This window comes from Bacillus sp. SM2101 (genome assembly GCF_018588585.1).
GTDB classification, from domain to species: domain Bacteria; phylum Bacillota; class Bacilli; order Bacillales; family SM2101; genus Nanhaiella; species Nanhaiella sioensis.
The window spans coordinates 49364-70237 of the sequence record NZ_JAEUFG010000022.1 but is presented as its reverse complement, the minus strand read 5'-3'; the positions used below and the strand labels follow the sequence as shown (position 1 = coordinate 70237).

Annotated in this window: 18 protein-coding genes and 1 pseudogene; all 19 read right to left on the bottom strand. The window is 32.6% G+C overall.

The window, feature by feature from the left end:
- Window positions 1–140: 140 nt before the first annotated feature.
- Window positions 141–1232, bottom strand: a complete 1092-nt coding sequence (locus JM172_RS18255) for an S-layer homology domain-containing protein (RefSeq protein WP_214483816.1) — start codon at window positions 1230–1232, stop codon at window positions 141–143.
- A 378-nt stretch (window positions 1233–1610) separates the two neighbouring features.
- Window positions 1611–1970 carry a hypothetical protein gene (locus JM172_RS18250; protein ID WP_214483815.1) on the bottom strand — a complete coding sequence of 120 codons (360 nt, stop codon included), beginning with the start codon at window positions 1968–1970 and terminating at the stop codon, window positions 1611–1613.
- A 135-nt stretch (window positions 1971–2105) separates the two neighbouring features.
- Complete coding sequence (locus JM172_RS18245; RefSeq protein ID WP_214483814.1) at window positions 2106–2741, bottom strand: hypothetical protein; 636 nt, start codon at window positions 2739–2741, stop codon at window positions 2106–2108.
- A 27-nt stretch (window positions 2742–2768) separates the two neighbouring features.
- Entirely contained in the window at window positions 2769–3284 is a 516-nt protein-coding gene (locus JM172_RS18240) for a hypothetical protein (protein ID WP_214483813.1), read from the bottom strand.
- A 15-nt stretch (window positions 3285–3299) separates the two neighbouring features.
- On the bottom strand, window positions 3300–3956 hold the full coding sequence (locus JM172_RS18235; RefSeq protein WP_214483812.1) for a hypothetical protein: 657 nt from the start codon (window positions 3954–3956) through the stop codon (window positions 3300–3302).
- Window positions 3957–4209: 253 nt separating this feature from the next.
- On the bottom strand, window positions 4210–5229 hold the full coding sequence (locus JM172_RS18230) for a hypothetical protein (protein WP_214483811.1): 1020 nt from the start codon (window positions 5227–5229) through the stop codon (window positions 4210–4212).
- A 781-nt stretch (window positions 5230–6010) separates the two neighbouring features.
- Complete coding sequence (locus tag JM172_RS18225) at window positions 6011–6664, bottom strand: hypothetical protein (RefSeq protein ID WP_214483810.1); 654 nt, start codon at window positions 6662–6664, stop codon at window positions 6011–6013.
- Between the two features lie 137 nt (window positions 6665–6801).
- Window positions 6802–8526 (bottom strand): LPD1 domain-containing protein, encoded by a 1725-nt coding sequence (locus JM172_RS18220; protein ID WP_214483809.1) that lies wholly within the window; start codon window positions 8524–8526, stop codon window positions 6802–6804.
- A gap of 195 nt (window positions 8527–8721) precedes the next feature.
- A pseudogene (locus JM172_RS18215) lies at window positions 8722–9096 on the bottom strand (single-stranded DNA-binding protein); the annotation flags it as partial.
- A gap of 34 nt (window positions 9097–9130) precedes the next feature.
- A complete protein-coding gene (locus JM172_RS18210) occupies window positions 9131–9433 on the bottom strand; it encodes a DUF6018 family natural product bioysynthesis protein (RefSeq protein WP_214483807.1) in 303 nt (100 codons plus the stop codon).
- Between the two features lie 449 nt (window positions 9434–9882).
- Window positions 9883–10752 carry a hypothetical protein gene (locus tag JM172_RS18205; protein ID WP_214483806.1) on the bottom strand — a complete coding sequence of 290 codons (870 nt, stop codon included), beginning with the start codon at window positions 10750–10752 and terminating at the stop codon, window positions 9883–9885.
- A 225-nt stretch (window positions 10753–10977) separates the two neighbouring features.
- Window positions 10978–11436, bottom strand: coding sequence for a hypothetical protein (locus JM172_RS18200; protein ID WP_214483805.1), 459 nt, complete (start codon window positions 11434–11436; stop codon window positions 10978–10980).
- Window positions 11433–11972 carry a hypothetical protein gene (locus JM172_RS18195; protein WP_214483804.1) on the bottom strand — a complete coding sequence of 180 codons (540 nt, stop codon included), beginning with the start codon at window positions 11970–11972 and terminating at the stop codon, window positions 11433–11435. Before JM172_RS18195 ends, JM172_RS18200 begins: the two co-directional genes overlap by 4 nt.
- 270 nt (window positions 11973–12242) lie before the next feature.
- Window positions 12243–12593: a hypothetical protein gene (locus JM172_RS18190; RefSeq protein WP_214483803.1), complete on the bottom strand. Its 351-nt coding sequence runs from the start codon at window positions 12591–12593 to the stop codon at window positions 12243–12245.
- Window positions 12594–14025: 1432 nt separating this feature from the next.
- Window positions 14026–15231, bottom strand: a complete 1206-nt coding sequence (locus tag JM172_RS18185) for an MFS transporter (protein ID WP_214483802.1) — start codon at window positions 15229–15231, stop codon at window positions 14026–14028.
- 262 nt (window positions 15232–15493) lie between these two features.
- Window positions 15494–16801 (bottom strand): ATP-grasp domain-containing protein, encoded by a 1308-nt coding sequence (locus tag JM172_RS18180; RefSeq protein ID WP_214483801.1) that lies wholly within the window; start codon window positions 16799–16801, stop codon window positions 15494–15496.
- A 32-nt stretch (window positions 16802–16833) separates the two neighbouring features.
- Window positions 16834–18138, bottom strand: coding sequence for an ATP-grasp domain-containing protein (locus tag JM172_RS18175; RefSeq protein WP_214483800.1), 1305 nt, complete (start codon window positions 18136–18138; stop codon window positions 16834–16836).
- 27 nt (window positions 18139–18165) lie between these two features.
- Entirely contained in the window at window positions 18166–19347 is a 1182-nt protein-coding gene (locus JM172_RS18170) for a pyridoxal phosphate-dependent aminotransferase (protein WP_214483799.1), read from the bottom strand.
- 252 nt (window positions 19348–19599) lie between these two features.
- The gene (locus tag JM172_RS18165; protein WP_214483798.1) at window positions 19600–20838 is read right to left on the bottom strand and encodes a radical SAM protein; all 1239 of its coding nucleotides are present in this window, start codon (window positions 20836–20838) and stop codon (window positions 19600–19602) included.
- Window positions 20839–20874 lie beyond the last annotated feature (36 nt).

Sequence of the window (20874 nt, the reverse complement as noted above, 5' to 3'; positions counted from 1 at the left end):
TCATCATAACCTCCACAATATGTATACTTACAATATTATAAGTTTTTCCTATACATCCACATTTCCCCTATTAATTTTACACTATAGAATTAACAATTTGAACGATGAAAAAAGTTAACACATAAAGACGCTTTTCAGAGTTAGTTCTGAAAAGCGCCATAATGTGGAATTGGCTTGGGATCAACTTCTACTTTCGGATATCCATACACATGTCCTACTAGAGCATTAAAATACCCTGAAATATCGTATAGGGTGAATTCAAGTATGTGATTTTCTGTGAATGTTGCAACTGTCATATAGCCATAATCTACAACTGCTCCTTCTCCTTTTAATGCTGCATCTAAAATCCATGTATAAGTTCTATTTAGTAGATTACTTTGAAAACCGTAAATAACGATTGCCTTTTCGTGGTCATAGCTTACTCCTGATTCAGAAGTTGCATTATAAGTAAACCACATTTCTCTTAAGGTTTTGTCAGAAAGACTGAACTCTCCCTCGTCCTCATAGGATACATTCACATAGTCTTTTCCGACATTGTAAGTCAAATCTTCAAACCAAGCAAAAGCCGTGATATCTCCCCTTAGCTGCAACGTTATGTACTTAGCATGATCAAGAACTCTTATTATCGTTACTATCGCCTGCTCTCTCGTTATATGCTTTCGTGGCATAAATTGTCCATTAGATCCCTGCATAAGCTCCAAATTGTAGGCTGCACTTACAGCTGGTATAGCCCAATCTCCTATTTGATCATAATCTGAATAGCCCATTTCTTTCTCTGAAGCATAACTGATAATACTAGCATAGTGTACTGTATTTATCAGCATTTGTGCAGCTTGCTCACGTGTGATATATGCATCTGGCGAAAAGGTCGTATCAGATGTACCATTCACACTGCCAATAATATAGGCAAGGTTGACGTGATCTAAATCCGTATCTTCAAATGGTTGATCAATCGTCACTTTTTCTAGTACCATTTCCTTTGTCCATTCATATGACCTTTCGACCATTTCTAACTTTTTAAAAGCCACGTTAACTAATAGCTCCGCAAACTCCTCTCGAGTAATTGGGTCAGCGTAATTAGATTGCAATCTTTCTGGAACAATTCCTAGGTCAATGCCTCGTTGAATCGTATCTTTCGACCAAGCACTTGGCTGGTCTCCAGCTGCAAATACAGATGTAGATGGAAGTAACAACATTAATGATACAATAACTACTAACGTTTTCTTAAACATAATTACCCTCACTTTTTCCTAGTAATATAAATTAGAAATTATCTTACAGTATAAAACTTACATTCATTAATTTACCAATCTAATTATACTGAAAGGGTTTGTTAGAAGTAAATAATAACTAATAGATTAAGGCTCTTTAATTCCCTGTTTTTTTACTGAAGGTTTTCTTCCACAATATGGCCCTTTTCAGGAATAAGAAAAAATCTTGCTGACCTTTCAATAGGATTTTTGATATCAATCTTTTTTATAAATTATCGATTCTTTCACGAATAATCACTTTGTATTAATGTTACAGGCAGCTCCAGTTATATATGGGGTAGCGTCAGGAAAATGCGGATATACAAAAAAGCCTAATTTCTCGGTATTATAATTGAGAAATTAGGCTTTAGTTTCGATCGCTTGAACAGCTAGTTCCAATGCTTTAATCCTTCTTTCTAAAAGTGTCCTTTGTGGACTACCTGCCTTTGACTTAGTATAACTGTTCTCAATTGATGGGAATAAACTTGCAAGAACATCGCGAGCTTCCACTAAATCAATTGGAGTATAATGATGAGGTTTTTGATCCCAAACGTTTTCTAGTATAGCTAATCCGATGCGAACAGCACTGAGCCGTTTCTTTACAAGGGTAGTATTTGTGCCTTTATGAGTCATTTGTGACAAGGCATTTTCTAGTTTGCTGATTGTCGATTGTAATGATTTTATTGATTCTAATTTATCTATATTTGATACGTTCTCCAATTAATACTATCCTTTCTTCTTCCAAAATATAACCCATGTTCCGTACAAGAATCCTATCATATTTACCAACTATACAATTTTGTTTAACAACTATATGACAGTATATAATACTCATGTGCTTCTATAGAATTAACTCTACTTCTCAGAAAGAAAGCTAACTTTTTTATTGATAAGTAAAGAAAATTGTCCTTCACCATTTTTATCTACATACCAACACATATAATGCTGTAGACCTTTGCTGGCTTTATGATCATGAAGAGGATAAGGAGATTTATAAATACGAGTGTTTTTATCTATCCTTGGTAAATTCTCAGTTGTAACGAACCGCTTTGTATGATTATTAATAATCCAGCAACCAAAAGACTCATCAGGCGCAACATACCAAATAGCATCATCTCTATTTGCTGGAATATCAGCTTCAAGAGGATATTTAGGATTCTCCATCTTCTTGGTCCCTTGCAATTCAAAGAAGAAATCTTGATCTATGTCTGCAGTAAATTCTTCCTCTACAACTGTAAACTTGTATTCATCTTCAGTTAAATGTGTATCAACTTCATTCCAATGTACGCTGTTTGTTGTATCGTCACGTTCTGAAAATATGAAACTATTACATTTTATAGCTGTTTGCAATTTTGTTGTATCTACTCCATCAAATACTCCGCATGCTTTCGTGTAAGCATCATATAACACACAGTTTTTACATGTCTTTTCATTTTTATATGTATTCATTTTTGGAATAAAATCTACTTTTATAACATTGTTAAATGTCATCGGCTTTACCTCCATTCAACTGTATCGTTATAGTACTTCAAATACAGCTGGCATCACGAGGGATAATATGGTAACTGCTCCTCCACCAATAAATAAATTTCTAGCCCATCTATGATGTGAGGGGTTTTCATGCATATTGTAAAAGAAACGGATAACGAGTCCAATCAGTATCATACCTATTGCTACATGAATGCCAACGCTTCTTAGTAATACGATTATATAATTTACAATCAGTTTAAATTGCATTACATCTTTTGTTAACATAAAAATCGGAGCTACCCTTAATAAAACCACTGTCACTAAAGTAAAGATCATTGTTCCCATTGACCATTTAGTCCATTGTGGGTTCTTGAAAACCATTGACAAAGCTAGTGCTAACGTTGCAAATATAAATAGAATAGTAAATATGTCAAATGCTATTTCTAGCATTTCCGGTATGGTATTAATTAATTTTTCAATCTCAGTAGAAAAAGGGATTTTTTCTATCTCTTCATTAGAAGGTCTATTATTTGAATAAACCGTACTTCCCAATAAAGACGCCATCATAACACCACCTTATTACTTTTTCATGTCTTTATGGATAAACTTAACAATCGTTTTTTCTAATCTCATTTGACCATCAATGATGGGTGTATTTATATTTACTCTATAGCAATCCTTTTTCATTTGTGAGACTTTGTTAAAGGCTGCAATAAATTGAATAGCTGTAGATTGATTATATGCTTTTTGTCTTAATATTTTATTTAGAGTCATAGCATTAATAACACCAGTTACATATACATGATATATCTTATTTTGATGTACTCTAGTGTTAATACCTGTTAAGAATTTTGCGAAAGGTACTATATAACTTTTAAAATAGTTGTTTTGTACGTACCCCAACCATCTCTCTTTTTCTTTATAGGCTTGAGGTATACTAATTTTGTGTTCGAAATGAATGTTATTATGATCAATATCACCTTGTGCATCAACTTTTACTGTTATCTCACAATCATTTGTGATACTAGTAATAGGATCTATCCACAATGTATTCGCACACAATAAATTTTCTTTTAAGTTCTCAAAAAAGTCATCATCAAGAAAAATACTAGAAAGTCCTTCATTTTCTATAGTTAGACCTTCTTTTTCTCTTCGTATTTTAATTTCAGAACAACCAAATGATCGGTGTTTTAATGTATTTACAAAATCTTCAATAAAAACTTCTGAGAATTTCATATTTTATGACCCCTTTCGTACTACAATTAAGATAACATAATATTTTTAAACTAGTTCAATAGAAATGCGAAAAAAGTACAATATATGACAATAGATTGACGACAACGTTCGACATTTCTGTCGAATCACGCGGGTATAATGCCCCACTTAAAAAAGCAAATAGTCCTACTTATTCCGTTTTTTCATAATTTGGTTTTATTTTTGCTTTTTTAAGTGGGTGCCGACAACTTTCTTGTCAGCTACACCCCATTAATTAACTACAGTAAGTATTTTCCATTAATAAGTTAGTACCCATACTATTATTCGAGTTCAGAGACAAACTCTCTTCCTCTTTTTTCTTGATGATTGTACATTCATTAAGATAAGTATCATCCAATGTCCGCTCTACTTGAATAATAACCAACTGATTTTCACTTATTTGATCCGCTTTTGTTCCCGAATGAATCCATACTTCTTCAGAACCATCAGAAAAAAGTATATAGCTACCATTCTTTTTCAATGTAAGTCCATACCAGGTTTGTTGTCCTATATAGTTTTCATTTACTAAATGAGAAGCATATTCTTCAAACATCTGTGGTAATTCAGTACCTTGAATAGTTTTTCTTAACTCATCTGAGGACAAGACAGTATAGTTTTTAACTGATTTGTTATTATTAGGCGTCTTATTCTCAATCACTGAATTGGACCTTTTATTAAAGAAGTTCGGGTATTGTTGCTCGAGTTCTTCAGCATCTTTTCTCTTGTCTTCAAGCATTAGCTTTTTATGAAGACTGACAATTATTTCTTCAAGATGATCTCCCTCCCCCTTTACTGCAAGGTCGGATAACTCATCAATTTGTTGTTGGAGTTCTTCAGCTTGGTTTTGTGGTGACTCCATTGAATTTCTACTTGAATCTTCTAGAGTAGTTACGAAATCAACCACTTCATTTAAGAGTTCCTGAGTATCAGTTCCATCTATGTTTGAGACATCACGCTTATCCTTAGATATTGGTGACTGCTTTATTTCATTTTCCCAGCCACTTTGATCTAGCTTGAATGTTCCATTCGAATTGTACCGACTAAAATCAATAACGTTTGATTTAGTTTCTCGATTAGCAATAAGTTCAGTTGTTTCATTAATAGATGTGATATTGGAACTGCTTATTTTACCTAGGTTCTCAAGGTAATTTTTTCTTTGAAGTAATTGAATAGATTCATATATATACCACTCTAAAAAACTGTAAGTACACAATCCAAATAATGAAACTATCTGTTCAACGGAAATTGTAATCATCTAATTAGTTCCTCCCTGAAATTGATTTTTAGTCATTAAGCAAATAGGTCAAACCCTAATTGACCTGATGCTATTTTATTTCTTTTTTCATTATTATTAGCTCCATCAATAATAATCTCTGGCATGATATTATTGGACCTTCTATTAATTGCTTTATTATTTGTCTACCAGGAGCAAAGACAAAACCTAATGCTAATGTCCTTGTTATAACAGATCATATAATTTGTCAGGCTCTCAGTTTTTTCAAGATTTTCTCTCTCTTCTTTGCTAAACAATATTATTGCTTGTTGCCAAGCAGTGGTTTTTCTTGTGTTTCCTTGAAATTAATTAGTTCTTCCATTCTCCTTCTTATCTACTGATATGGCGAGGTGATGTACTCCCTTTATCGTAGATAAGAGTGCACCTCCTTGCTATCTTATTATAACGAACATACGTTTGTTAATCTATGAGTTATTTTGTATAGATTTACAACTTATGTCCATGCTCCTTGAAAAATAATAGATTAACTCCTCCTTCTATTTCTTTGTATTTATATAAAAACGAGAATAAAAGATAAATACCTCCCATTCTCGTCAGTAGTCATGTTCATATCGTTTTTTAAACAAACACAAAAAAACCTCTGAAGGTTGATAGGTGACTAAAATTATAGCAATGCTATAATGTGTCATTCCTTCAACCCAGAGGTTGTCATTTATTAATAATACACCCGCTAACTTCTCAATTTGAAGTTGCATTCAAAGAAAAAACTTACTGCTACTTATGGACTATTATACCCAATTCTTCATATATTGACAACATCTTCTAAACATAGGAGTAAACTATACTTAGAGTACAACATAAAATAACTAATAAAAAGAGTGATCAAATTGAAAAAATAATCACTAATATATACTGTTATTAGATAGAATAAGATCATAATGGGCACAAAAAAAACAAATGATAGTTTTCTAAATTTTATTGAGCGATACTTTTTTTGATATACTCTTGCTGACTGTTCTTCATTAGACTTTTTCAAATAATACACAGCATAGGAAAATGCTTCTTTCTCAATCGAGTAATATGGATAAATTATTTTTTTTATCAGGTTTAATAATTTCCCACAATGTATCCATTTGTTATTATCCTGAAATTGTTTAGCATGGCATAATTCGTGTGCCAAGGTTCCAATTTCTCCATTAAATACACATACCACACCTGCAGAAGTATATTCTTTAGGAAGGTTTTTACCTAAGAAGATGCCATTATTTTTATAGATTTTTTTCTCTGATTTATTTTTAAACTCTGGAACATGCTCCTTGACGAAAGCAACTGCTTTATCACCATAAAGTACAAATGGTTCATGCTTAATTTTCAAATCTTCAATAATTGCCTTTTTATGGATATATAATGGGTGTAATTTCTTATCATCCGATGGTAATTTCTTTAAATCCTTCACCTAGATTTCCCACCTCTTTCATTTGATCTTATAATTATTTGTAAGGTCATTCATCCAATGAATGACCTGTTTTTTTCTCCATTAAAATAGTAAATCTATAGATAGCATATAAGCGCTAGACTCTATTTTTAATGTACTTAAAATAAAGTTAGCTGTCTACTATTATCTTCATTACATGTTTTAATTTCAAAATGTGTCAGTCTTGGTTCCGCCTGGGAAATAGCTATAATCCTACCTTTTATAGGAATAGCATCACTATGACAGTAAGAAAAAAGTTGGTTAAAATACTCTGCAATTCTATTAATATAATCAACATCTTGAGGATATTCTGGTTTTTCCGTATAAGACTTTTTTAGAAAACTAGAACGAATACCCTTGTTCCATAAATATAGTTCAAAAGATCTCGCAAAAATTTCTGTTGGTTGAATAAAATAGCTTTTATTAAATTTTGACTTCCCATGCCACTGTTTTTTAAAATAATGATCATCAGGAAGTTCATTAACCTCATCACAAACCGCTTCTGTATATAAATCAATTATAGATCTGAAAGCGAATGATTCTGATACAGGTGCGTTAGGAGTATCAGATAGGCAATAATCTAGCATATGCCCCAGCTCATGAGAATAAGATTCTGGATGTTCACGATCTATAATCGTAGCATTCACATGAGGATAATAGACACCTGCAGCACGTAATTTCCCTAATCTTTTTATTCGAAAGCTACCCTCTGAAAAAGGAACATATACTTGGTTAACGAAGCGAACAAATTCTTCTTCAAGATCCTCAAAAGTAAATACCTTTTCAGTTTTATTACTAGTCAAATTCATTTTGTTTACTTCATCTCTAAATAATACTTCATTATCTATTTCTACATACTGGTATCTATCTAAAAATGCATTGTCCTTCATAGCTTCTTGTTGTTTTTTATTTATTTGTTTTTTTGTCTCAAAACTACGCGCATAATCTGTTCGAGAAGAATATTGGCGGTCAGTTTTATCCTTAATAAAATGTAATTGACTTAAAAATTCCTTTACCACAACTTTATAAAATGAACCTCTCCTAATATTAATAGCGAAATCTTCAAGTTCACTTATATAAAAATACTTCTTATAGGTATCCAGATAAGTAGATTCAACAATTTTTAATCCCTCAGCAAGCTTACATTCTTCTATTATTATCCGTACATCTTTTGAAAAAACATCGTCTTTTGGAATAAATACACCTTTCCCTAAACTTTCAGGTAGCGGGTGATCTCCTATCATTTTTTTTGTAAGTAGATACTGCATCATCTTTTCATTTCTTTTCGCAAATTGTTCGAGAGAGTTCATAACTAACGTTTCCGCTATCACTGAACCTAAATCAAATAAATAATGATAGTCGTTACATGAACGAAAAGAGCGACGAGTATTATGATAATTTTTCTTTATAGGCTTATTGGTAATTGAAAGACCTGTTCGGAAGCCGTTACAGTCTTTCCATCCTATCTCTATTGGTGAGTACTTTTCTATAATTTCCTTTACAATATCCTTACTTCTTCTTTTTATAATACCAGCACATATAGACACCAATTCAATTTGAGAATATTGATTAATTGATTCTAATCTATCAATAATCTCAACCTTACAAGAACCGAATGATATCTCGTCAAGATATTTAGTTACTTCTTCTACATCCATCTTTTCCAATTGATTATTTACTTTTCTTTTAACGGCCCTTAATAATTTTGTAAAAGCATCTTTTTCATCTACTTTTATACTAGTCCCTTGCAGCAATTCACCTAATTGAACTGAGAGCCCCTTTTGCTCTAAATTTTCTTTAAATAACTGCTTTTTCGATACTGTAGTTATACGTTTTTCACTCATTTATAATCAGCTCCTTGAATTTAATAAAATATAAAAAGTCCATTGAAAATAAACCCTTTCAATGAACTCCCTCTGATACCTTTTGGAGTGATAATTTTTACAGAGACGTTTTCCTCATTTGAGGTAAACACCTTGTAAATTCCATGTATTTTGATATTAGTTCCACGGTAAATGATCGTTTGGAACAACATCTCCTCCAAAAGAGTCATTAGAAGGTGTAGAATCTCTTTGTTCACTTCCACTTCTATTGCTCTTGGTATCTAAAAATTGTACACTCTCAGCATTACATTCTATGACGGGTACGCGCTTTCCATCTGACCCTTCATATAACCGGGATTGCATACGGCCTGTAACACCTACTTGGCTACCTTTTTTTAAATAGTTTGCACAGTTTTCAGCTTGTTTTTTCCATACAACCACTGGAATGAAATCAGCTTCTCTTTTCCCTTGTTCATTCGTATAAGTCCGATTAACAGCGATCGTAAAATTTGCTACAGCTACTCCATTTGGAGTGTGCCTCAATTCTATATCTTTTGTTAGCCTTCCAATATAATTTGCATTATTCATAATAAATTTCCACCTTTCTATTGTTAATATTCAATACTTAAGCAATATCAAAGAAATACTCCATCAACCATTCTTTTGTTTTTTGAAGGTTCTGTTTCATGGTTCTACATATCTCATGGTTTGCACCAATACGATACATATTTTCTCCTCTGAACTTCCAATATAACGTTTCCCCATGCCTTTCTTGAGCACATTGTACAAACGCTAGTGCTCTTTCAAGAGCTCTTTTGTCATTCCTAGTACGACAATCAAAATATTCTACTTTACCTGTACTCGGAATCCTTAGTTCAACAAATTTCCTTCTCTTTGCTACACCTTCTCCTTTGATTTGTACATCCATGCTAGTTAATAACATGAAACAACACCGTCCTTTACCTGAAATTGATTTTTAGTCGATTTTTTCTCTTCTAAACACAAAAAAGCGACCTCCAGGTAATCGAGATTCATAGAACGATAGAACACGACTCACAAACAAAATGTCATGTTCTATCATCAGAATTCGATCCCAGAGATCGCTATTTGATTAATAATCAAACCCGCTAACCATTTAGGTTGCTATTCAAAAGTTCAAAAGGAAAAAATCTATGAGAATATTTTACCATAAAAATAGAACACCCTCAATAGAGCAAATCAACAATAAATGGAAATAATATATTCAGCTCTTTGCCAGATAAATATTATCGGAATAATTAAAGAAGCTAATTAATCTTTTCCAAAGCTTCTTCATACTCCACAGCAGTGTAATGCCAATAATCATAACCTACCATTTACTAATCAAATGATATATAACTAAATCCTATTATTTTGAGCTGCAATCATTCTTTTCTCATGGAGAAATTCCATAGATTGCTGTTCTATATCCAGCGGCATCACGACAAAGGACAATTGAATATCGACTAACCTCTTAAATTTATCCAAATCCTTTTTTGTAATCGTCCCTTTTTGAATAAAACGATCAACTATCCTATTTTTAAGACGTCCATATGCCAACAACCAATCTAGCCCAAAGTGATCTACGGTAGAATCTATATCGTATATAGGATCATTGTTCTTGAGCCTTAGAGATCCATATTCATTGCGATATACCAGCTTCTTATCTTTCTTCTTTCGTTCGGTATACCAGATTAATTCAGGACATTTTTCCATTTTTTGTTTAATTAATTCGTATTGAACTTCCACAGATTTATAAATACGATTCAAGTATGAAAAATTCCTAGCCATCTGTTCTACTCCAAATCCATTCACATGAAAGTTTAGGTCTGGTAACTTTCCCTTCTTATTTAACGAAGGAACCACAAAACGAGGAATATACTTAACGAAACCTTCAACCTTTTCTAACATCCCAGCTTTTTTTAACTTCTGGTAGTCTAATTTGACAGTAGGTATGAAAAGACCAATGTCATGGAGATATTCATTTAAAGCACTTTGATCGACCTCATATACACCTCTACTTACAAATTTTGCGACTACATTTATCTCTGGGTACTCATATTTCTTTATTTCTCCTGATTCAAGTTCTTTTTTCATACTGCTCTTAACAATTTTAAGTTTCTTTTCCGTTTGAGAAAGAAGCGGGTATTTCCCGCTCCGATAAAAATTTTCAAATAATTCTCTTGCAGTAAGTAGAAATTCAATGTTCAATTGTTCTGTATATTTCATAGCTGCTTGTCCTCCTTGAAATTGATTTTTAGTAATTCTTTTTGGGAAGTTGATGAAAAGGTAACCAAAGTAATATCTGCTTGGCAGTATTAGGGTCTAACCTTTCAATCAAGCTGAAGGCTTTATAGCAATCCTTCTCTATTTCTTGATCATTCTTCCCTTCATGGTCCATGAGAAGCAATAACTTCTTGTATATATGGTTGCTTTGTACTTTATGAATAATATTCATATAGAGGTCACACTCTGCTGTTTTTGAAAGTCTTGTTTATCAGTAGTCATATTATTTTCTTCTTTAGTCATTGACAATATTTTGATATCTTCATCTCTTGCCAACATACATAAACTTTTGGCATGTATTTGGTCTACTGCATAAACTCTCATATTACGCTTACTAGATTTCGTAAGATAATCTACCGAATAGATATATTTTGGAGGATAAGATTGTCCTTCAAAATACTCTTGCTCTTTCGGTATGTAAGACACAACATTTATAGTTTTGACATAAACAGGTGGAGTATAATCATTCTCTATGACAATAATCCAGGCAGGTTGCCCAAGCATAATTGTAAAAGGAAATACTTTACCCTCAGCAATAACCTCACCATTTCTAATGACGTATCCTTCTTTAAGCAGAATCTGATCATCTCCAGCTACAAAGGACATCGTATTTTTAATTTCGATCATATAGCATTCTCCTTTTCTTCCAAAATTGAAAAAAGATCAAACTGTTTAGGAAAAATGTCATTCCTAATTCGTTCAATCTCTTTTAGACATTCTATTAATTTTAATTTTTTGTTATGTGGTGAACGCATTTGAAAGTTCATGGTAGTAGGGATTACAATTATTCCTACTGAACCACACTTAAAAATTCCTCTGGTATCAATTGTCTGAATTGTATCCGTTTTTATCAGCTCCACAATCCATTCTCTTTGACTCCGTTCACCTAATGAAGTTTCATACTCTATCCCTTTCACATCTGGCTTAAGTGGCCCAAGAGCCATGTCAAACAAGAATATTGCTCCATCAATACTCCCTGAAAAAAATATTCTATAACCATGGTTATGAGAATACTCTCCTTGATTACTAAATGGGCAGATTTTAAACTGGTGATCATCTACCTCCCAAACTAACTCTCCTTTCATATCCTTAAAGTGCATACCCTTCAAAAGCTTACAAAGTTGTTTATAAGGCACCTGCAAAAAACAAGTGATTTTAAACATACTATACCTCCCTTGTAGTTTATTCTTTAGATTAATTATCGAAAAATTAGCCAATTAAGGGTTCTTTAAAACGCAAAAAGACCCCTGATTTCATTAGTATCACACTAAAAGTGTGAACCAACGACCTCAGAGGTCTGTAAATACATTGTTAGATAAACCCGCTAACCTTAAAAAAGATTGCTAATAAAAAGATAATAAAAAACTTAAAGTACCTCTTAATTATACGATACTTAGCAATCTCTAACAAGGATTCTTATGATGTATTAAAATTTATTTATATTTACGTAGATTCTTAGTTTTTAGTTCTTTCAAATCGATATCCATTAAAGAATCAACTTTTAAGTAGTTGTTATAATCGTCTTTTTCTAAAATCCACTCACGATATACAAGACCTTGATCTAAGCATTGTAAAATATCTTCATCTTTAACATCTGCTATAGCCCATTCTTTTCCGTGAGATTTTTGTATTTCCGGACTAAAGGATGGAGGCAATATGTCAGGGCTATCTGTAATCCGATGTGCTTCCTTACTTAAGGAACGTACTTCAATCATTTGTTCGTCGTTAAGTACAGTATAACCTACACCGAACAAAAAATAATCTTTATAAATTGGTTCACCCATTTAAACTACTCCTTTTCGTCTAGTAACACTAGTCACCAAAAATATATATTTATATGATATCAAAAACTTTCTGCTATAGTTATCAATATTATCAATTCAGAAAGAAATGGGTTCTTTTGCATTATAAATAAAAAATCAGATAAATTATAATCCTACTGTTATTCTACTACAAAATCGCAAATTTTTGGAGATTAGCTCTTAAGACTTAGTAGAAAGCTGTTAATTAAATACTAAGCTGACTTTTAAGTGCCTAGCACGGATGGTTATCAATTAGGGCTAGGGCAAAACAAAAAGGGCTGTTTCTAGCCCTAATTATCTCAATAATTCAATCAGTATACTCTTTACTGAATATATAACCTTGCTTTTCAATAAAAGATAAATCCAATTTCTAATTTTACTCGACTATAATAATCTCCAGCAGCCCTCATAACTTCTATGTCGAATTCCATCTTGTCACAATCATTTACTTTCATGAACTGTTCTTGTGCTTCTCTTGCTTTACCTATTATTTGAGCCCTTCCATAATGAATTGTATTACAAGGACTACATATACCTATGATGTCAACAAGCTTTTGAATATGGTTTTTTTCGTCAAAATCCCAAACTTCGTGAGCATCCAGTGTTTGGCAAAGCCTCCACTAACTTCTAGCTATACAAGAGGATATCCTGCACGCAATTCACACAGAAAGCCATCACCAAAAATTTATGATCATATTTTGGATCTAAAGATGCTTCTATTAGTTTTGAAGAAAAGTTAAGTAAGTTAAATATTTTTTCACAAAAATCAGAGGAAGAACAAAGAAAAAAGCCAAATGGGAACCTCTATGAATAAAACTTTCAGAGTTATATTAAAGAGACAATTAGTAACATGTAAAGGGAGAACTGTTAGTTCCAAGAAATAATTTACAAACGAAGGGATAAAATGAAAACGTTATATACCATGACATTGCTTTTATGTAGATTAATGTTAACTGGATATGGAACATCAATAACTATGAATAATACGCAAAGCAAAACCTATTAATTTATTAGAAGATAATGAAATTGAAGAAGAAAGAGAAACACAAGATGACGAATTATAGGAATTATATACGATGCTCGATGAGCTTGGCTTGGAATATACGACACCAGACGGAAACGCGTCAATAGTCATTGAAAAGCCTAAAAAGATTGTATCAACCTAAGAAGTAAAGTAAGTTATAGTCCGTAATTAAGAACCTACAGAAACAATAATGACTCAATTAATAAAAATGACGCACTACTATGTTAGAAATGCGTCATCAGTCATCTTTGTTTTAGTTTATTTTTCTATTTACGTAAGTTTCCAATTGCAGCTATCACATTAGGGAAATAAACAATAAACTCCCAAAATGATGGCTTTTTCTTTTATCATACTAAAAAATAACGACTATATTTTATCGATAAAAAGGTATTAAACATTAGTTGAAACAGTGATTGATTCTTGTTTTTTTCTTCGAAACAGATATAAACACAGGCCCAAAGAAATCACGGCATACAAAACTCCAAAAATCCCTCCTGCTAAAATGAGAGTATAATTATCAAGAAATAAACTAAAGAAAAACGGGCCTAAACCAAACCCAATATTAAATGTTGCGTTTAGAATTCCAAAAATAATTCCTTTTTTGTTTGAAGGTGTAAATTCATTTACTTTTGAATTCAAGTTAGCTATATGTGTAAGTTCTCCAGTTGTAAAGATAATTATTAGAATTATACATAACCATATACTTGGATAAGAAGGTAAGATACTCAATAAAAAGAAAAAACACGCAAACATAAATGCTGTAACACTCATTTGACTTATAAATCTCCATTTACTAACATGTTTTATTACAAACATTTGAAAAAAAACGATTAATAATGAGTTAAATGCAAACAAATAACCGATGGTTATAGGTGACAGTTTAACAAAATCTACAAATATAGCTCCTAGAAGTTCATTATAGACACCATATGATAAAACAAGAACAATGTTTAAAAGAAAAACACCTGTAAGCAATGGAATATAATTAGGTTTTTCTTCCTCAATATCTTCTGTGTTTGATTCCGTGCTTATTTTAGCTCTTCTGATATCATCTTTCAGGTAAGGGTTGAAAGTTGCAATAAGAGAAAAACACAATAATAAAACACCTGTGAAGATATAAATAAATACTGAATTATATGTAACAAGTACACCACCTAGCACTGCTCCGATACCCACAGAAATATTTTGGTTAATATGAAACAGAGCAAAAGGTGTTGTGGGATCTGTTTTGTCAATTGTATCGCCAATTAACGCAGCAAAAACTCCACGGAATAATGAATGAGCAAATCCAAGGATGATATAAATAGCAAAAAATTGGATCAATGAGGTTACAAACGGAAGCAATAAATAAGATAGACTTGTAACAAAAAGTCCAATTAACATTAAAGGTTTTCTGCCAAAGCGATCAGAAAGTGCACCACCAATTAGCCCTCCAAAAGTTCGAGCAATAAAATAAAGCAAAATACTTCCAGTGATTTCACTATAATTAACATTTAGACGTATTTTCATATCAAGTACTAGAAAAGGAATAATTGCACCACGTGAAAGTCCAAATAAAAAATCAAGTAAGATAATGCGCTTATGAACTGGCTTCAACTTTAAAAGCTGTTTCAAGAGCATAATGAACATCTCCATTCTTAATTTAGGATGGAGCAAATTATTTATTATCAAAAATTTAAGTGTAAAGACTTATCCTTATCTCCATCCACTTCAGTTTTGTTCTTATTTCAAACACTTTCTATATGAGATTAATTTATATACTCTAAGTCAAGACATATCCAAATATCTTGAATAGTTTCCAATCTTTTGTGGCACTTGTTATAAGTGCCACAAATTCTTATAAATACATACCATCGTATTAAATCTGAGATTTTAATATATTCTCTAATAAATCCATATTTTGTAATGAAGATTGGTTCTCACTATAAACTACATAGATATGTCGGCTTAATGAGTCCGTTACTGCTTTAATCTCATGGCCGTGTTGAATTAATATACCAATTTCATAAAGATATATTTCCTGGTTATCAGAAAATTTTATTCCCTGTTCTTTACGGACAAAACCTTGGTATTCAGGATGAGATGGCCAGTACACTATAGGGTTTTCAGGGTCATATGGTCTTTCAAATTTAGATCCAATCTCTAATGTTAAGTATTTTTGAAAAACCTTTTTTTTAGGTGTATCGATATTATCTACATTTTCTCCCAATGCAACTTGCACATATAAATCATATGGATTAACTGCACCGGCATAAAGGTATAAGTCCATTATTCTGTCCCCTGGATTTCTTACGCTCCACTCCATAATTTTTGGGATACCTTGGTGATTAACTTTAAACTCTAGGTGAACAATAGCATTTTTAATTTTTGATTCTCTAATAACGAATTCGTTCATTTTTTCTACTTCATTCATTAATTCCTCAGGTAAATTAGTGAAATGAACTTCATGTCCAACTTCTACAGGAAATTCAATCCCGTTTGAGCTTAATGTTTCTTTTTTAGTAATTGAGGAATAAACAATAGTTCCATTTTGAACCCAACTTTCAATAGAATATTCCTGACCATCAATTCTATCTTCTAAAAGGTAAATTTGACTAGTATCTTCCAAATCGATAGAGTTTAAAACTTCTTGCCCTTGCTCTTTGTTTGACCAAATAACAACATTTACAGACCCATATTTATCAATAGGTTTAATTACTCCACTCTTAGGTAGTTCAGTGGTTTTTAGTTGGGAAATAGAAAGCTTCTGAGAATGTACCCCCCATGGAGTTTCTTTTACAAGCTCCCGTTGTTTTTCTTTATTTCTAGAAATTACTGCAGCCTGTAAGCCAACTGACGGTACATTAAAATAATTAGCTAAAATTGCGGAATCAATTACCCATCTTTCATCCATAGCAACCAAACCTGTAATCTTGTAAGCTTTCAAGCAATCCTCTAATTCTAGGAACAATGACTCCATAGAGAATTCATTCTGGGGTATGCAAATATACTGATCAACTAACCTTGTAAAATGATCAACATTTCCCTCTTTATATGACATTAGTTGTTTATATTTTTCATGTTTGTTATCAAGAATAATAACTGCGAGCCCTCTTTTATGAATAGCTCTCACATAGCCCTCTGCAAACTCTGTAAATCCACCAACAATAAGAACTGCCTTCTCCACACCAACCCCACACTTTCATTTCAACATATTTATTACCCAACAATAAATCGAAATTTATCAATTGCACTGACAACACTTTTTTCTAATTCCACAAAATCAAACTTTGTGTTTTTAAAGACAATATGTCCATTAGATCTACTGCTTTTTGGTGCTCTTAATGCTTTTTCACCGACGTCATCATAAATTTGATGTTCTCTATACAATGGATCCAAAACAACCGTAGATTCACCAGTTATAGCTGTGATATTACCTTCCATTGGTGCCCAAAGACAATGAGTTATCGTAGGCTTAGGGTTATTTAATTTTATATCAGGGGTATTTCCACAAGAAATATCAATTAAGACTTCGATAAAATCATTACCCGTAGACTGTAGAACTGATCTATAGATAGGTCCTCCACCTAATCTTGCTCCGAATTCTAACAATATTAAATCATCTTTAAAAGTTCTAAATTCAGTGTGGAGTACATAACACCCTTCCCCTAATTCTTCATGTATTCTGGAGACGTATGATTCTGCTTTTTCTTTTAAACTTTCAGGTATCCTACTTGGTGTTGACCATATATACTCTTCAAAATACGGTCCATTACTTGGAATAGGTTTGTCATGAATGGCTAATATTACTGTTTTCCCATTATAATAAATACTCTCCACACTTATTTCCCCTACTCCATAAGGAAACATTGTGTCAAATTGGGTTTCACCACCAATGATTTCTTCTGCAATAAAAGGGATGTTACCTTCTGGGGTTAATTTTTTTTCAAATAACGAATCTTTCCTATAAATATCTATCGCTAGTTCCCTTAATTCACCTATCTCAGTTGTTAGGTCTTCTAAAGATGAAAATCGTTTTACTAAAGTAGATCCTCCACCGATAACTGGTTTAACAATAATAGGGAACTCCAGATCATTACATGCTTTTTCTAAATTGTCAATTATAATCGAGAAATTAGGAATTGGTATAGAAAGTTCATTACATAACTTCCTCATAAGGTATTTATCCCTTGCAATATCGACTACACGTTCACTAGGACCAATTAAATTCCAATAATTAGACAATAAACTATGTAAAGGTACACATGCTTCAGAAAGGTTGACAATACCATCTGGTTTCTTAATATTTTGAATTTTATTAACGATCTCGTTAAAATCCTTATACACATCTTTCATAGAAATAGTAATAAGGTGATCCACATATCTTCTCTGCCAATTTTTCTCATGTGAATGATCCATGATAAGTGTAATTTCAAATTTATTTCTTAAAGAATTTATTTTTCTCAAATGTGCTAACCGACTCGGATTATGTGAGTATAAAAAAAGAATATGTTTCTTATGCATCTTGCAAAATGTCACCTCTTATTCATATCATGATGCATGCATTATATTTTCTGAATGCAAGCATGCCTTTATTTTCTCAATTCCTTTAATAATGTCTGGCATGGAACAAGCATATGAAAATCTTACAAAATGCTCCTTACCAAATGCAATTCCTGGTGTCACAGCTACATGAGCGTGATCCAAAAGGAACTTACTAAAATCTAGTGAATCCATTTTAAATTCTTCTATATTTACAAACAAATAGAACGCTCCTGCTGGTTTCGGAGGTAGCTTAAAGCCAGGTATTTTTGACAGTTCAGAATACATGTAGTCCCTTCTGATAGTTAACTCTTCTTTCATTTCATATAAAAAAGTATTGGCTTTGGTTAGGGCAGTGATTGATGCTGCTTGAGCAATACTGTTAGCATTGGATGCATTATGCCCCTGAACAATACCAGCATATCTTGCAATATCTTTCGGCGCTGCCATATAGCCTATCCTCCAGCCAGTCATTGCATGCCCTTTTGACATACTATTGATAATAATTGTCCGTTGCTTAACCTCTTCTGATATAGTAGCTATAGAAATAGTCTCTCTTTCATAAAGTATTCCTTCATAAACCTCATCAGAGATAACGTGAAAATCATACTTACACGCTAGTTCCCCTATCTTCTTTAATTCATATGGTTCAATAACAGCTCCAGTTGGATTATTTGGATTATTTAGAATAATTGCTTTAGTTTTTGGGGTAACCATTTTTTCAATTTCTGTAGATCTTAACATAAATCCATCTTCAATACTTGATTCTACAAAAACAGGTATTCCACCAGCTAATCTAACCATTTCCGTATAACTAACCCAGTAAGGAAGAGGAATTATCACTTCATCCCCTGGATTAATAATGGTTTGGATCACATTATACAAAGCGTGCTTAGCTCCATTAGATATAACAATTTGATCAATTTCATAATTTAGATGATTTTCCCGCTCTAATTTATTTCTAATGGCTTCCTTTAAAGTTTTTATACCTGTTACTGGGGTGTATCGTGTTAAATTATTGTCGATTGCATCTTTAGCAGCATCTTTAATTTTTTGAGGTGTATGGCAATCTAACTCTCCAGCTCCAAAGGAAACAATGTCTTTACCTCCTTCGCGCAGTTGATTTACTCTCTCTAGGATCTCAGATGTAACAGACGATCTAATTTGTAAAACACGTTCTGATAAACCCAACCAAACCACCTCCCTGGATAATGTCTTTAAGCTTATATTTGGTTTAGGTTCTTCTTTTATGTAGATTCTCCCTTAATAAATCCGTTCAAAAAATAGGTAATTATATAAATATCTTGGACACAAAAATGTGCGTTTTTGTTCCAAGATATTTAATCAAATACCACCAAAGAGATTAGACAATTAATCAAGGTTTCACTACTGTCCACCTCTATTAAACAAAGCGAAATTATATTCTTTTACCAGATTTTTATCTTATTTAAATAAATCTGAGCTTGTCCCGTCGTTTAGTATAGTCTTTACTCTCCAACAAGATGGATCTGAAGCAACTAAACACTCATACTCGGAGTAACCATGTGTTTTTAGAGTTTGGTATACGGTTCCTCTACATCCTCCGTAGCACTCTCGGGTTTTAAATAACTCACAATCAGAACAATCACCCTCAATATATGTCTCAAGGTTACGTACTATATTAAGATTTTTATCTTTAAGAATATCTTTAAGGGATTTGTCGTTAAGGTTACCAAGTATAGTTTCAACTCCTGGGCACGGCTTTACTTCTCCATTAGCATGAAGGTCAACTCGGATTAAATTCTGGTAGCATACGCCCGCCACATATGGAGGCTTCGGTGACCAATCTTCATAACCATTTGTAACATCTTGTTTACGAACTTCTTCAAAAAAGTCTGCGATTTGATGTTTAGAAACCTGTAGAAATTGTTGGTTTTTTGCAAACCCTTGATCCTTAATAATTTCAATATGGCTGTAAATGTTCCACGACCGTAATTGAGCAATTAAATCTGGCAGATACGGTAGGTTATTTGCTGCTATAACAGATTCTACTCCAAGACGTGTTTGCCCTTCACTTGGTGATGTATTAAATCCGGCCTCCATTAATCTATAAATTAAGTTCTTTTGATATTCATAGATTTCTTTTTCGTCTCCTAATTTACCAGATAGGACCTTTTGTATACCTACAAACTCCTCGTATTGAGTATCATCTTCTTCAACAAGAGGAACATTAATTTTGGTTAATAACGAAACCCCCAAATCATACAATTTCTTAATTAGTTCATCCGTTAAAAACCCTCCATTTGTCACAAGGGTTACCTGTACCCCATTTGATTGACAGTATTCAAGGATTTCTAAGTAATCTGGAGATGTTGTCGGTTCAAAAGTACCATTAATTGTTACGGCACGAACCCCTTCCTCCATTCCTTGAGCAATCCAACCTTTCATTTTTTCAGCCCAATCTTTATCTTTATAGGGGTTATAATCGTCAACCCCCTCTGGCTTCAAAATACGTGGGCGATCTTTTGCATCTGGATTTCCTACATAACAATAGGGACAAGCCCAGTTACATGTTTCAGGTGTATTAACTTTTACACCAAGACGAAGTAATTTATTTTCAGATGCTACTCTATAGTTCTCATCTACACCCACTTTAAATCCATAGAAAGATGGGATAGGTTTCACACTTACTGCGTTATTCATTTTTTAAAAAGCCTCCACTAGATCATTTTGTTTTCT

Coding starts and splice junctions, on each gene's coding strand:
- JM172_RS18255 (WP_214483816.1), bottom strand. CDS start 1,232: ATGTTTAAGAAAACGTTAGTAGTTATTGTATCATTAATGTTGTTACTT.
- JM172_RS18245 (WP_214483814.1), bottom strand. CDS start 2,741: ATGACATTTAACAATGTTATAAAAGTAGATTTTATTCCAAAAATGAAT.
- JM172_RS18240 (WP_214483813.1), bottom strand. CDS start 3,284: ATGGCGTCTTTATTGGGAAGTACGGTTTATTCAAATAATAGACCTTCT.
- JM172_RS18235 (WP_214483812.1), bottom strand. CDS start 3,956: ATGAAATTCTCAGAAGTTTTTATTGAAGATTTTGTAAATACATTAAAA.
- JM172_RS18230 (WP_214483811.1), bottom strand. CDS start 5,229: ATGATTACAATTTCCGTTGAACAGATAGTTTCATTATTTGGATTGTGT.
- JM172_RS18220 (WP_214483809.1), bottom strand. CDS start 8,526: ATGAGTGAAAAACGTATAACTACAGTATCGAAAAAGCAGTTATTTAAA.
- JM172_RS18210 (WP_214483807.1), bottom strand. CDS start 9,433: ATGGATGTACAAATCAAAGGAGAAGGTGTAGCAAAGAGAAGGAAATTT.
- JM172_RS18205 (WP_214483806.1), bottom strand. CDS start 10,752: ATGAAATATACAGAACAATTGAACATTGAATTTCTACTTACTGCAAGA.
- JM172_RS18200 (WP_214483805.1), bottom strand. CDS start 11,436: ATGATCGAAATTAAAAATACGATGTCCTTTGTAGCTGGAGATGATCAG.
- JM172_RS18195 (WP_214483804.1), bottom strand. CDS start 11,972: ATGTTTAAAATCACTTGTTTTTTGCAGGTGCCTTATAAACAACTTTGT.
- JM172_RS18190 (WP_214483803.1), bottom strand. CDS start 12,593: ATGGGTGAACCAATTTATAAAGATTATTTTTTGTTCGGTGTAGGTTAT.
- JM172_RS18175 (WP_214483800.1), bottom strand. CDS start 18,138: ATGCATAAGAAACATATTCTTTTTTTATACTCACATAATCCGAGTCGG.
- JM172_RS18165 (WP_214483798.1), bottom strand. CDS start 20,838: ATGAATAACGCAGTAAGTGTGAAACCTATCCCATCTTTCTATGGATTT.